This window comes from Streptomyces sp. WAC04114 (assembly GCF_019733245.1).
GTDB classification, from domain to species: domain Bacteria; phylum Actinomycetota; class Actinomycetes; order Streptomycetales; family Streptomycetaceae; genus Streptomyces; species Streptomyces massasporeus_A.
This window is the reverse complement of the sequence record NZ_JAIGQA010000023.1, coordinates 1-13,079: the sequence shown is the minus strand read 5'-3', so window position 1 is coordinate 13,079 and position 13,079 is coordinate 1. Positions and strand designations below refer to the sequence as shown.

Genomic DNA, 13,079 nt, shown 5'->3' with positions numbered 1-13,079 from the left:
TTGCGATACCGGTCCTGTATCGGCTGACGGGCTTGGCCAGGTCACACAAAGCGAGCCGGGTACGGTAGGCCCGGACGGCAGCCTCCGACCGTACAAGCGTGCCGGTCGGGACCGACGGAGAGGGCTGGTAGGTAGCTATGGAAGAGCCGCGTCGCCTCGGCGGCCGGTACGAACTGGGCCAGGTGCTCGGGCGTGGTGGCATGGCGGAGGTCTACCTCGCGCATGACACCCGCCTCGGCCGCACCGTGGCGGTGAAGACGCTGCGCGCGGATCTCGCGCGTGACCCTTCCTTCCAGGCACGGTTCCGCCGGGAGGCCCAGTCGGCCGCCTCGCTCAACCATCCCGCGATCGTCGCGGTCTACGACACGGGCGAGGACTACATCGACAACGTGTCGATCCCGTACATCGTCATGGAGTACGTGGACGGCTCGACGCTGCGTGAACTGCTGCACTCCGGCCGCAAGCTCCTGCCGGAGCGTGCCATGGAGATGACCATCGGCATCCTCCAGGCCCTCGAGTACTCCCACCGCGCGGGCATCGTCCACCGCGACATCAAGCCCGCGAACGTCATGCTGACGCGCAACGGCCAGGTCAAGGTCATGGACTTCGGCATCGCCCGCGCCATGGGCGACTCCGGCATGACGATGACGCAGACCTCCGCGGTCATCGGCACCGCCCAGTACCTCTCGCCGGAACAGGCCAAGGGCGAGCAGGTCGACGCCCGGTCCGACCTGTACTCGACCGGCTGTCTGCTCTACGAGCTGCTGACCGTCCGTCCGCCGTTCGTCGGCGACTCCCCGGTGGCCGTGGCCTACCAGCACGTCCGCGAGGAGCCGCAGTCCCCGAGCGTCTTCGACCCCGAGATCACGCCCGAGATGGACGCGATCGTGCTGAAGGCCCTCGTCAAGGACCCGGACTACCGCTACCAGTCGGCCGACGAGATGCGCGCCGACATCGAGGCCTGCCTGGACGGCCAGCCGGTCGCCGCCACCGCCGCCATGGGCGCCGTGGGCTACGGCGGCTACCCCGACGACCAGCCGACGACGGCCCTGCGCGCCGACTCCGGCGCCGGCGCCACATCCATGCTGCCCCCGATGAACCCGGACGACGGCGGCTACGGCTACGACGACCGCCCCGACCGCCGCCGCGGCCAGCAGCGCAAGTCCAACACCTCCACGATCCTGCTGGTGGTCGCGGGCATCCTCGTCCTGGTCGGAGCGATCCTGATCGGCCGGTGGGCGTTCAGCGGCGACGGAGGCGCGAGCAACGACAAGCTCGCGGCGCCCAACTTCGTCGGCGAGAAGCTGGCCGACGCCCAGCAACTGGCGAAGAACAGCGACCTCAAGCTGAGCACCACCAAAGAGCCCTGCGACGACCAGATCAAGGGCAACATCTGCAAGCAGAACCCGGAGCCCGGGGTCGAGGTCAACAAGGGCGACACCATCTCCCTGGTCGTGTCGACCGGGGCGCCGAAGGTGACCGTGCCGGACGTCACGGGCCTGACCTACGACAAGGCCAAGGCCCAACTCGAGGACAAGGGCTTCGAGGTCGAGCAGAAAACCGAGGAGTCCGACCGCACCCCCGGCGTGGTCACCGACCAGGATCCGAAGGGCGACACGGAGCAGGAGAAGGGCTCCACGATCACCCTGACCGTCGCCAAGGAGGCGGAGAAGTCCACCGTCCCGGACGTACTCGGCCAGAGCTGTGACGCCGCCAAGCAGCAGATGCAGGCCAGCGACCTGGTCGGCAACTGCACCGAGGTGGAGACCGACGACGACAACCAGGTCGGCAAGGTCATCCAGACCACCCCGCAGGCCGGCACGTCGGTCGACCCGAACTCCTCGGTCAACATCCAGATCGGCAAGAAGAAGCAGCAGCAGAAGGTCAAGGTCCCCCAGGTCGTCGGCCAGACCGTCGGCCAGGCCAAGCAGATCCTCGCGCAGCAGGGCTTCACCAACATCCAGTTCGCGGGCGGCAGCGACCAGAGCGACAACGCCCTGGTGGCCGGCCAGAACCCGGGTCCGAACCAGGAGGTCGACGACCCGGCGGCCACCACGATCACCCTCCAGACCGTCGGCGTCGGAGGCAACAACAACGGCGGCAACGGCAACGGCGGCATCTTCGGCGGCCTCAGCGGCAGCAACGAGGACGACTGACCCGCCCGCACCACACCGACCCACCCCAGAGCCCCCGGCCCCACAGAGACCGGGGGCTCTGCCGTGCACGGCCGACGACAGACCCGCAAAAGCGTGCGTCCATCGATCGTGTCTTCATATGTCCCGACTCGTTCACCGGGTGGGGTGGGGAATCGCAACCCGCCCCGGCCACACGAGCCGAAGGGCAGAACGTGATCAACGAAACGGCCTTGCTGGAATCACCGACCTTGCGCGGCAGCGTGCTCGCCCGCACGGACGTACTCGACAGGGTCAAGGCACTGTCGCTGCTGCCGGACGGGATGCATGTGACGACCGCGATGGTGGCGTCGTACTTCTCGGTGACGGTAGAAGTCATCCGCGCTCTCGTGCACGACCACCGTGCAGAACTCGAAGCGAGCGGCTATCGAGTTCTGACAGGGACAGAACTGAGTGACTTCAAGCAACTCAGTGGAATCCAGTCACGCACCCGATCCCTGGCCCTCTTCCCCCGGCGCGCCGTCCTCAACATCGCCATGCTCCTCCGAGACAGCGACGTCGCACGTCAGGTGCGTGTGTACCTCCTCGACACGGAGTACCTGACACGCACACAGCCTGTGGAAAACCCCGCCCCGATGGACGCCGCCTCCCTCGACGCCCGCATCGACCAGCGCATCACCCACGTCCTGGGCACAACCGTCGTCCCCATGTTCAACGCCCTGATCGAAACCTCGGGCGAGCACCGGCGAGAGCTCATCGCCCTCCGGGCAGGCGTCCAGCACATCGAAAAGCGACTCCGGCAGCACCACACCCGGCTGCAGCGGCTGGAAAGCCCACGGGAGGACCGTCCCCTCGCCGGAGTCATGGCCGCCATGGACGCCATGAACGGGCGCGAGTTCGAAGAACACGTCGCCGGACTGCTCCGCCGTGACGGCTGCACCGACGTCGTCCTGCAAGGCGGCGGAAGGGACCGGGGCATCGACATCACCGCGCGCACGGCCGACGGGCGGCGCCTCGTCGTCCAGTGCAAGAGGTTCGCACCCCACCTCTCCATCACCAGCCCCGAAGTCCAGAAGTTCCTCGGCGCCGCCAAGGTCCTGCACGACTCCGAGGCGGCCCTGTTCGTGGCGACATGCCCCTTCACCCGCGACGCCCTCAACATCGCCGCCGAAAGCGGCATCACCACCGTCCACCGCGGGCTGCTCGAGGAATGGAGCGGCGGGACGCCCCTAGACGTCCTGGAGTAGCGGCCCGAGCGCCGAAAAGGCCCGAAGTCGCAAGAGAAAGTTGCGGCTTCGGGCCTCCGTCATGCTAGCGGCCCAACGCCCCCGAAGAAGGCGGTCAGCCCAGTTCCTTCGGCGGTGTCCGATCCCCGTCCACCTTCTCCACCCGCTCCAGCTCGCCCCACACGACATACCGGTACGTGCTCGTGTACAGCGGCGTGCAGGTCGTCAGCGTGATGTAGCGGCCCGGCTTCTTCCTGCCGGACTCCTTCGGGATCTTGGAGAGGACCTCGACGTTGAACTTCGAGGTCTCGGGGAGGATGCCGTAGACCTTGTAGACGAACCACTTGTCCTTCGTCTCGAAGACGATGGGGTCGCCCTTCTTGATCTTGTCGATGTTGTGGAACTTCGCCCCGTGCCCGTCGCGGTGGGCGGCGAGGGAGAAGTTGCCGTCCTTGCCCGACATCGGCAGCGTCGCCTTGACGGGATCGGTGTAGTAGCCGGCCACGCCGTCGTTGAGGATCTTGTTCGACGTGCCCTTCTCGACCAGGACCTCGCTGCCACTCATCGCGGGCACGTGCAGAAAGCCGATGCCGTTCTTGGTGTCCAGCGCACCAGGGCCGCCCCGGCCGTGCGCCCAGTCCTCACGGACCTTGTCGGCCTGCCTGCCCGCCGCGCGGTCGGCGACCACGTTCGTCCACCACAACGAGTAGACGACGAACAGGCCGAGGACCAGGCCCGCGGTGATGAGGAGTTCCCCGAAGAAGCTGACCGCCATGGCGATCGGGCCGGGCCTGCGACGTGCCGCAGGCGGCCGGGACGCCCCGCCGGTGTGCTTCTCGTGGTCGGTGTCGGTGGTCGCTGCCACTGGTCATCTGCCCTTAACTGACGAGCGCATCCGGCTTGCCCTTGCTGCGCGGCCGTTCCTCGACCATCTTGCCCCAGACGATCATCCGGTACTTGCTGGTGAACTCCGGCGTGCACGTGGTCAGCGTGATGTAGCGGCCGGGCTTGGTGAATCCGGAACCCGTGGGCACCGGATTCAGGACACTCGTGTTGCTCGGCGACGTCACCGGCAGGATCGACGCCATCTTGTAGACGAAATACTCGTCCTGCGTCTCCACGACGATCGGATCGCCCGGAGCGAGCTTGTTGATGTACCGGAACGGTTCTCCGTGGGTGTTGCGGTGACCCGCCAGCCCGAAGTTCCCGCTCTTATCGCCGGGCATCGCCGTCTTCAGCGCACCCTCGGCGTAGTGACCGACCATGCCCCGGTCGAGCACGCCCTTGCTGCCGGTGCCCTCGGCGATCGGAACGACCACGTCCAGCTTCGGGATGTGCAGGATGGCGAAGCCCTGCCCCGGTTCGAACGCCCCAGGGTTGCGCTTGCCGCTCGCCCAGTCGTTCTGAAGACTGCTGGCCTCCTGGCCGGCCTGGGCATGCGCCCGGACGTTCGTCCACCACAGCTGATAGGTGACGAACAGCAGCATCAGCACGCCGGTGGTGATGAACACCTCTCCTATCGCCCGGCTCGCGACGACCGCCGCACCCGGCTTGCGCGCCCGCGCCTGCCGCCGAGCCTCGACCCGCGACAGCGGCGCCCGCGACGAGCTGCCCGCGCCGGTGTCGCGGCCGCCGTGAGCGGCCGACGGGGCGTCCGAAGCACCACCATGGCGCCCGTGACGGCGCTTGGCGGCCTTCCTGCGGGCCGCGCGCCCTCCATGGGCGGGCCCGTCCTGCCGCGAGGCGGAAGAGCCCGCAGAACCCCTTGTGGAGTCGCCGGCCTCCGGCGGTGGATCCGGTAGCCGCAGCGCCACCGTCTCCTCGTCGGCGGGCGGCAGATACGCCTCCTCCGGGACGGGTGCGTACGACGCGTACGGCTGCTGCGGCTGCGACTGCGGGGACACACCGTACGTCTCCCCGCCCGACCACTCCTCGAACGCACCCCGCGCCCCGTACGACTGCTGCCCGTACGAGGTGTCGGACTCGCGCTCGGGGCGCAGGGCGGTCACGCCGAAGCCCTGCCCACCACCGGGGCGAGCCCGGCCGACCTCGCCACCGCACCCTGGTCGCCGCACTCCACCAGCCAGTTGGCCAGCATCCGGTGCCCATGCTCGGTCAGCACCGACTCCGGATGGAACTGCACGCCCTCGACCGGCAGTTCCCGGTGCCGCAGGCCCATCACGATGCCGTCGTGCGTGCGCGCGGTGACCTCCAGCTCCGCCGGGACCGTGGCGGGCTCGGCGGCCAGCGAGTGGTAACGCGTCGCCGTGAAGGGAGAGGGCAGGCCGGCGAAGACACCGCCACCGTTGTGCTCGACCAGGGAGGTCTTGCCGTGCAGCAGCTCGGGCGCCCGGTCCACCACACCGCCGTACGCCACCTGCATCGACTGCATGCCCAGGCAGACACCGAAGACCGGGACACCCGTGCCGGCGCAGTGCCGGACCATGTCGACGCACACACCGGCCTGCTCGGGCGTGCCGGGACCCGGAGAGAGCAGGACCCCGTCGAAACCGTCCTGCGCGTGCGCCGTCGACACCTCGTCGTTGCGCAGGACCTCGCACTCGGCACCGAGCTGATAGAGGTACTGGACCAGGTTGAAGACGAAGCTGTCGTAGTTGTCGACGACGAGAATGCGCGCGCTCACTGGTTGTCCACCGTCACATCGTTGAAGGGCAGCAGCGGTTCCGCCCACGGGAAGACGTACTGGAAGAGGACGTAGACCACGGCCACGACCAGGACGAGTGAGATCACTGCCTTCACCCACGTGTTCCCCGGCAGATGCCGCCAGATCCAGCCGTACATGCCGTCCCTTCCGTCGTACCACGGCACCAGACCCACGCCGTACAGCCACCAGACTAACGGCGCAGCGCCTCCGGTTTCCCGGCCTCCACGGGCTGGGTGGAGTCCAGGTGCGCCCAGACGATCAGACGGTGACTGTGCCCCCACTCCGGTTCGCACGTGGTCAGCGTCAGATAACGGCCCGGCCGCTCGTACCCGGATGTACGTGGGACAGGGTCGATCACCTCGATGTCCGAGGGCACTGTTTTGTAGGGTCCTTTGTCGATCCGATACGTGAACCAGGTCGTGCCGTCCGTCAGCACCACGGCGTCACCCCGCCTGAGCTCGGGAAAGTCCTTGAACGGGTCGCCGTAGGTGCGGCGGTGACCGGCGACCGCGAAGTTCCCCCGCTGCCCGAGCTGGGCCGTCTCGGCGTAATGGCCCAGACCCTTCTTCAGCGTGCCGGTGGCGGTGCCTTCGAGCACGGGCTTGTTCCACGTGAAACCGAGCCGCGGGATGTACATGATCGCGAAAGGCCTGCCCTTGGCATAGGGCGCGGGTTCCGCCGGACCCACAGGGGAGCCGGCGGCCGGCGTCCGGGGCCGGGACCACTCCTTCCGGAGCAGGTCGATCTGGTCGTCCATGACGCCGTCGGCCTTCACACCGGTCCAGAAGAGCACATAGACGACGAACAGCACGATCAGGCTGCCGACGGTGATACACAGCTCGCTGACGGTCCTGACGATCACGCGCACCGGCAGCTCCCCCGGTCCGGCTACTGCTCCACGGGCTTCGCGTAATGCAGATCCACTGTGCCCGAGTAGCCGGGCAGAGTCACCGGCCCGTTCTCCTCGACCTTCCAGCCGAGCCCGTAGACATTGACGTAGACCATGTAGTTCTGGATCGCCGGGGAGGCCGCAAGCGCCTTCTGCAGCTTGCCCGGATCACCGACCGCCGTGATCTTGTACGGCGGTGAGTAGACGCGGCCCTGGAGGATCAGGGTGTTGCCCACACAGCGCACGGCGCTGGTGGAGATCAGCCGCTGGTCCATGACCTTGATGCCCTTGGCCCCGCCCTGCCACATCGCGTTCACCACGGCCTGCAGGTCCTGCTGGTGGATGACCAGGTAGTCGGGCTGCGGCTCGGGGTAGCCGGGCAGCTTGGCGGTGGCGTCCGGCGGGGCGTCGTTGAGCGTGACCGTGAGCGATTCACCCTTGAGCTGCTGCGTGCCCGCACGCTTTTCCAGGGCCGAGAGCTTGTCGTCCTCCGCCTTGGTGCTGCCGTCGTCACGCTCGGCGAGGGCCTCTATGTCCTGGCGCAGCGTGCCGTTGGTCTCGTCCAGCTCGCCGTTCTCCCGGCTGCGCTCGTGGATCAGGTCGGACAGCTTCAGCAGCGAGCTGTCAGTCCGGATGTTGGTGCCCTTGGCGGTGTCGAAGCTGGTGAAGAAGATGAGCCCCGCGAGAGCGAACACCGCCGCCGTGAGGACACGCACGGGCCGAAAACGGCGCTCACGCTCAGGGGTGGATCCCGTCCCGGGGGAGTCGGCAGAATTGCTCAACGTACCCTTATCTCCTTCGGCGCGGCGGAAGCACTACGCTAACGGACGCCCGGGGGAGCAATCGGAGTCCCCTCACGCTGCCCCGAGACCGACCCAGTTACCTGCGCGGCCACGCAGCGCATCGACAGGAGAGACCCTCGTGCCGAAGTCACGTATCCGCAAGAAGGCCGACTACACGCCGCCGCCTGCCAAGCAGACGACCGCCATCAAGCTGACCAACCGTGCCTGGGTCGCGCCGGTCATGCTGGCCATGTTCCTCATCGGTCTGGCCTGGATCGTCGTCTTCTACGTCACCGACGGATCGCTGCCCATCGACTCGCTGGGCAACTGGAACATCGTGGTGGGCTTCGGCTTCATCGCCGCCGGATTCGGTGTCTCGACCCAGTGGAAGTAGCGGTCACCGCACGGTGAACGCAGCTCTGCCCAGGGGTGTTCGTTGAGTTATCCACAGCGGTTTTCCACATGGGGATAATGAAGACGATCTGTGGATAACCAGTTGGACGTTGACGCCGGTATGACGGAAGTACCGGCACTCGAAAACTTGTTCGCCCCCTGCGTGACCTGCGGAAACGCAGGCCGGTGACAGGGGGCACATGTGTTCCCGCACCGTATGCACAAGATCCGACACCCGCTGTGGACAACGCCTGGTCAGACGAGCTGCGCCGTCCTCAGAACGGTCATGAGCACGACCACACCCAGGACCAGGGCGCAGGTGCCGTACTGGACCAGTGCGCGGCGCTCCCGCGGGGCGTGGACCATGGCGTATCCGACGACAACACCGGCGACCAGGCCTCCGATGTGGGCCTGCCAGGAGATGTTGAACCCCGGGCTGAAGGTGAAGATCAGGTTGATCACCAGCAGCGCGATGATCGGCCGCATGTCGTAGTTGAGCCGGCGCATCAGCACGGCGGTGGCACCGAACAGGCCGAAGATCGCGCCGGAGGCGCCCAGGGTGGCCGTGTTCGGGGACGCGAGCAGGTAGGCGAGCGCGCTGCCCGCGAGGCCGGAGATGAAGTAGAGCGCGAGATAGCGAGCACGCCCGAGGGCTGCCTCGAGCGGGCCGCCGAGCCACCACAGGCTGAGCATGTTGAACGCGATGTGCCAGATCTCCTGGTGCGTGAACATCGACGTCACCATGCGGTACCACTCGCCTCCCGCCACGCCCTGTGTGGGCGTGAAGGGCGCCGGCGGCCAGGCGCCGAGCAGGACGATGTCGTTGAGCAGCGACTCGTGGACCTGGACGGCGATGAACACGGCCAGGTTGATCCCGATGAGGATCTTGGTCAGCAGTCGGGGGTCGGCGGCGATGGAGCCGCCCGCGATCGTGCGGGGCATGGCGGCCGTGGGCGAGTGGCCCGTGCCGGAACCGGTGCGGACGCACTCGGGGCACTGGAAGCCGACGGAGGCGTTGACCATGCACTCGGGGCAGATGGGGCGCTCGCAGCGCGTGCAGCGGATGCCTGTCTCGCGGTCCGGGTGGCGGTAGCACATGGGGACGCTGTGGGCGTCCTGCGGGCTGCCCGCAGCCTGGTCGTCCATGGTCTCCCCTAGGTCGTGTGAGAAAAGCCCGCCCCGCCCATCCTTACGGATGAGCGGGGCGATTGGTTCCCTGCGGAAGCCGTCGCTCTCAGCGGGTCTCGATGACGACCGACTCGATGACCACGTCGTTCAGCGGCCGGTCGGTGCGCGGGTTCGTCTGGGTCGTGGCGATGGTGTCCACGACCTTCTGGCTGGCCGGGTCGGTGACCTCGCCGAAGATGGTGTGCTTGCGGTTCAGCCACGCCGTCGGGGAGACGGTGACGAAGAACTGCGAGCCGTTGGTGCCGGGGCCGGCGTTGGCCATGGCCAGCAGGTAGGGCTTGTCGAAGCGCAGGTCCGGGTGGAACTCGTCCTCGAACTGGTAGCCGGGGCCGCCGGTGCCGTTGCCCAGCGGGTCACCGCCCTGGATCATGAAGCCGCTGATCACCCGGTGGAAGACCGTGCCGTCGTAGAGCTTGTCCGTGGTCTTCTGGCCCGTCTCCGGGTGGGTCCACTCCCGCTCGCCCTGGGCGAGCTCGACGAAGTTCTTGACCGTCTTGGGCGCGTGGTTCGGCAGAAGCCGGACTTCGATGTCGCCGTGATTGGTCTTCAGGGTGGCGTAGAGCTGCTCGGCCACGATCTGCCTTCCGTTGTCTTTCCGTGACCCCCTGATCCTCGCACGGTCCGGCTGTCGCGTCGCCCGGCCTCGGTGCAGCGGGGGAAACCCTCGGCGGGTGTCCGCGGAAATTCTGGCCAGTCGTCCCGGGGCGGGGGCGCTGGGCGGCGATCCGTGGCATTGTCGACGACAAGCTCCTGTTGCCCCCTATTCATCCGCTATTGCGCGTGATCGGCTCCGGATGCCGACTTGCGTGACCCGGATGCCCTTCCGCGCATGCCTGGTCGTGCGCCAGGAGGCATGATCCGTAAAAGGGTGGAAAGTCGAAATACCGTACGCCACCGAGGAGGAGGAACCCGTGACCCGCATCGACAGCGTGCGCGCCGCGACTGGTTCGGCGAAGGACAGCGTGCTGCACGCCGCGGAAGTGGTGGCGCCCTACGCCGACACGGCCAAGGACAGGGCCGCGCACTACGCACACGAGGCACGCGTACGGCTAGCGCCCAAGGTGACGCAGGCCGCAGGGCAGGCGCGCGTCCAGTACGGCACGTATGTGCAGCCGTATCTGGAGCAGGCCCGCACGCATGTGCCGCCGAAGGTCGACCAGGCCGCCCAGGACGCCGCTGAACGAACCCGCAAGGCCGCCCGCCAGGCGGCGGAGTACTCCAGGCCGAGGATCGAGCAGGCGGTGGCCGCGGCCGTGCCCGTCACGACCGAGGCCGCGGCCCGGAGTGCGGCCGCCCTGGCCGCGCTGCGCGGCCAGGTCACGTCCAAGGAGATCCAGAAGCTGGTCCGCAAGCACGAGCGGCGGGCCAGGGCCGGCAAGGCCATGAAGACGCTGGTGATCTTGGGCGCTGTCGCGGGCGGTGCTTTCGCCGCGTGGAAGTGGTGGGACAAGCAGGCCAACCCGGACTGGCTGGTGGAGCCGCCGGCGGCGACGGAGGTCCCTGAGTCGGGGCACCTGTCGTCCGTGGACGGCACCGGCCCGTCGGTCCTGGACCCGGAGGTCGAGGCCAAGCAGGCTGAGGACGAGGCCTCTCGGGGCGACGACCGGTCCTGAGGGCGCACCGGATTCAACAGCTCGGCGGGGCGGGAGACTTGAGGGTCTCCCGCCCCGCCGAGCTGTTTCACGTGAAACACCGGCCGCCCGGGGCCGCCCCGGTACGTGAAAAATGCCCTCCGATACTGCGTTTCCGCAGTTCGGAGGGCATTTCCGGAGGTGGAGCCTAGGGGAGTCGAACCCCTGACATCTGCCATGCAAAGACAGCGCTCTACCAACTGAGCTAAGGCCCCGTGAGGGTACGTCCGGCCGGAGAAACCGCATCCCGGCGGGCGTCGGAGACCAGAGTACCGGGTCACCCCCGTGGTTCCGCAAAAAGATTGGGGGTCCCCGTCGCCGACCACTCTCCGTAAGATGCTCGGCGTGGTTCGCTACCGCGAACCGCCGTACATGGGGAAGCGATGGGGAGACGCAATGGACGCCGCACAGCAGGAAGCGACCGCAAGAGCGCGGGAACTGCAGCGGAACTGGTACGGGGAGCCGCTGGGGGCGCTCTTCCGTAGGCTCATCGACGATCTTGGTCTCAACCAGGCTCGTCTCGCGGGGGTTCTGGGACTGTCCGCGCCGATGCTGTCGCAGCTGATGAGCGGTCAGCGGGCTAAGATCGGCAATCCGGCTGTCGTGCAGCGGGTGCAGCTGCTGCAGGACCTGGCGGGGCAGGTCGCGGACGGGAGCGTGAGTGCCGCCGAGGCCACCGAGCGCATGGAGGAGATCAAGAAGTCACAAGGGGGGTCGGTGCTCAGCAACACCACTCAGACGACGAGCAGTTCGGGGGCGCCCACGGTCAAGCGGGTCGTCCGCGAGATCCAGTCGCTGCTGCGGTCGGTGGCGGCGGCGGGCGACATCATCGATGCCGCCGACACCCTCGCCCCGACCCATCCGGAACTGGCAGAGTTCCTCCGGGTCTACGGCGCGGGCCGCACCTCGGACGCCGTCACGCACTACCAGTCCCACCAGAGCTGATCCCACCGCCCGGCGCCGAAGGGGGTTCGGCAGCGGGCTGAGGGTGAGGTGACGGGGGACGCGTCGCGGACGGACGGGCACGAGGGGGCGTGTTCCGTACGGGGGACCGGTCGACGCGAGGGGGATGTACCGCTCGTCGAAGGACTCGGGGGAGTCGGGGAAGTCGGGGGACTCTCGCGATCCAAGAGATCCAGGGGTTTCAGGGGTTTCAGGGGGCTGTTTCGCCCGTCGGGGAGTCGTAGCGCTCGCCGAGGGGGAGGCAAGGGGGGAAGCCGCAGGGGGAGGAGCGACGTACAGCCATGGGTGAGGTCTTCGCCGGCCGGTACGAACTGGTCGACCCGATCGGACGCGGAGGGGTCGGCGCCGTCTGGCGCGCCTGGGACCATCGCCGCCGTCGCTACGTGGCCGCCAAGGTCCTGCTCCAGAGCGACGCGCACTCGCTGCTGCGCTTCGTCCGGGAACAGGCCCTGCGGATCGACCATCCCCATGTACTGGCTCCCACCAGTTGGGCCGCCGACGACGACAAGGTCCTGTTCACCATGGATCTGGTCGCGGGCGGTTCCCTGGTCCATCTCGTCGGGGACTACGGTCCCCTCCCACCGGCCTTCGTCTGCACCCTGCTCGACCAGTTGCTGGCGGGCCTGGCAGCGGTGCACGCGGAGGACGTCGTGCATCGTGACGTGAAACCCGCCAACGTGCTGCTGGAGGCCACCGGCACGGGCCGGCCGCGGCTGCGGCTGTCCGACTTCGGTATCGCGATGCGGCTGGGCGAGCCCCGCCTGACGGAGACCAACCTCGTCGTCGGGACGCCCGGTTATCTCGCGCCCGAGCAGATGATGGGCGCCGAACCGGACTTCCCCGCCGACCTGTTCGCCGTGGGGCTGGTCGCGCTGTATCTGCTGGAGGGGGCCAAGCCGGACAGCAAGGCGCTCATCCAGTACTTCGCCGAGCATGGGACGCCCGGTGCGCCCAAGGGCATCCCGGAGCCGTTGTGGCAGGTGGTGGCCATGTTGCTCCAGCCGGATCCGGCGGCCCGGTTCCGTACGGCCACGGGGGCACGCAAGGCGCTCGCCGCCGCCGCGGAGCTCCTGCCGGAACCGGGGCCGGACGACGAGCTGATCGAGATCTTCGACCAACTCGGCCCGCTTCCAGGGGGGTTCGCTCCCGAGGGGCCGCTGGAGAGGGCGAAGGGGCTGGGGCCGAGGCAGGGGCTGCCCGGCTCCTCGGG

At 68.1% G+C, this 13,079-nt stretch carries 14 protein-coding genes and 1 tRNA gene; 6 read left to right on the top strand and 9 right to left on the bottom strand.

From position 1 onward, the window contains the following. The first annotated feature begins 137 nt into the window (after positions 1–137). Positions 138–2,156 carry a Stk1 family PASTA domain-containing Ser/Thr kinase gene (pknB, locus tag K4G64_RS09495; protein ID WP_221755580.1) on the top strand — a complete coding sequence of 673 codons (2,019 nt, stop codon included), beginning with the start codon at positions 138–140 and terminating at the stop codon, positions 2,154–2,156. Between the two features lie 191 nt (positions 2,157–2,347). Next, the gene (locus tag K4G64_RS09490; RefSeq protein ID WP_221755579.1) at positions 2,348–3,379 is read left to right on the top strand and encodes a restriction endonuclease; all 1,032 of its coding nucleotides are present in this window, start codon (positions 2,348–2,350) and stop codon (positions 3,377–3,379) included. Between the two features lie 94 nt (positions 3,380–3,473). On the opposite strand, the gene K4G64_RS09485 is transcribed toward K4G64_RS09490, so the two are convergent. The 6 genes from K4G64_RS09485 to K4G64_RS09460 are packed head-to-tail and all read right to left on the bottom strand — an operon-like array spanning position 3,474 to position 7,694. Then, positions 3,474–4,223, bottom strand: coding sequence for a class E sortase (locus K4G64_RS09485; RefSeq protein WP_221755578.1), 750 nt, complete (start codon positions 4,221–4,223; stop codon positions 3,474–3,476). A 13-nt stretch (positions 4,224–4,236) separates the two neighbouring features. Further along, entirely contained in the window at positions 4,237–5,367 is a 1,131-nt protein-coding gene (locus tag K4G64_RS09480; RefSeq protein WP_221755577.1) for a class E sortase, read from the bottom strand. Then, positions 5,364–6,002, bottom strand: a complete 639-nt coding sequence (locus K4G64_RS09475) for an aminodeoxychorismate/anthranilate synthase component II (RefSeq protein ID WP_221755576.1) — start codon at positions 6,000–6,002, stop codon at positions 5,364–5,366. Before K4G64_RS09475 ends, K4G64_RS09480 begins: the two co-directional genes overlap by 4 nt. Continuing rightward, positions 5,999–6,196 carry a hypothetical protein gene (locus tag K4G64_RS09470; RefSeq protein WP_033309918.1) on the bottom strand — a complete coding sequence of 66 codons (198 nt, stop codon included), beginning with the start codon at positions 6,194–6,196 and terminating at the stop codon, positions 5,999–6,001. Before K4G64_RS09470 ends, K4G64_RS09475 begins: the two co-directional genes overlap by 4 nt. Positions 6,197–6,213: 17 nt before the next feature. Further along, a complete protein-coding gene (locus K4G64_RS09465) occupies positions 6,214–6,891 on the bottom strand; it encodes a class E sortase (RefSeq protein ID WP_221755575.1) in 678 nt (225 codons plus the stop codon). 20 nt (positions 6,892–6,911) lie between these two features. Beyond that, positions 6,912–7,694 (bottom strand): DUF881 domain-containing protein, encoded by a 783-nt coding sequence (locus K4G64_RS09460; protein ID WP_221755574.1) that lies wholly within the window; start codon positions 7,692–7,694, stop codon positions 6,912–6,914. A gap of 139 nt (positions 7,695–7,833) precedes the next feature. On the opposite strand from K4G64_RS09460, the gene crgA reads away from it, so the two are divergent. Continuing rightward, a complete protein-coding gene (gene crgA, locus K4G64_RS09455) occupies positions 7,834–8,088 on the top strand; it encodes a cell division protein CrgA (RefSeq protein WP_221755573.1) in 255 nt (84 codons plus the stop codon). 254 nt (positions 8,089–8,342) lie between these two features. Here the strand turns inward: crgA and K4G64_RS09450 are convergent, their stop codons facing one another. Both K4G64_RS09450 and K4G64_RS09445 read right to left on the bottom strand, forming a co-directional pair. Then, positions 8,343–9,233 (bottom strand): rhomboid family intramembrane serine protease, encoded by an 891-nt coding sequence (locus K4G64_RS09450; RefSeq protein WP_221755572.1) that lies wholly within the window; start codon positions 9,231–9,233, stop codon positions 8,343–8,345. An 88-nt stretch (positions 9,234–9,321) separates the two neighbouring features. Continuing rightward, positions 9,322–9,849, bottom strand: coding sequence for a peptidylprolyl isomerase (locus tag K4G64_RS09445; RefSeq protein ID WP_221755571.1), 528 nt, complete (start codon positions 9,847–9,849; stop codon positions 9,322–9,324). A 337-nt stretch (positions 9,850–10,186) separates the two neighbouring features. Here K4G64_RS09445 and K4G64_RS09440 point away from each other — a divergent pair, with 337 nt between their 5' ends. Continuing rightward, complete coding sequence (locus K4G64_RS09440) at positions 10,187–10,888, top strand: DUF5324 family protein (protein ID WP_221755570.1); 702 nt, start codon at positions 10,187–10,189, stop codon at positions 10,886–10,888. Positions 10,889–11,048: 160 nt separating this feature from the next. Here the strand turns inward: K4G64_RS09440 and K4G64_RS09435 are convergent. Continuing rightward, positions 11,049–11,121: transfer RNA gene (locus tag K4G64_RS09435), tRNA-Ala, on the bottom strand. A gap of 181 nt (positions 11,122–11,302) precedes the next feature. On the opposite strand from K4G64_RS09435, the gene K4G64_RS09430 reads away from it, so the two are divergent. Beyond that, positions 11,303–11,851 (top strand): DNA-binding protein, encoded by a 549-nt coding sequence (locus K4G64_RS09430; RefSeq protein WP_190900819.1) that lies wholly within the window; start codon positions 11,303–11,305, stop codon positions 11,849–11,851. 299 nt (positions 11,852–12,150) lie between these two features. Next, positions 12,151–13,079: serine/threonine-protein kinase (locus tag K4G64_RS09425; RefSeq protein ID WP_221755569.1), on the top strand; the 929-nt coding region annotated here is incomplete at its 3' end.

What these genes read in the sequence shown, in the direction of transcription:
- pknB (WP_221755580.1), top strand. Translation starts at nt 138, where the DNA reads ATGGAAGAGCCGCGTCGCCTCGGCGGCCGGTACGAACTGGGCCAGGTG.
- K4G64_RS09450 (WP_221755572.1), bottom strand. Translation starts at nt 9,233, where the DNA reads ATGGACGACCAGGCTGCGGGCAGCCCGCAGGACGCCCACAGCGTCCCC.
- K4G64_RS09430 (WP_190900819.1), top strand. Translation starts at nt 11,303, where the DNA reads ATGGACGCCGCACAGCAGGAAGCGACCGCAAGAGCGCGGGAACTGCAG.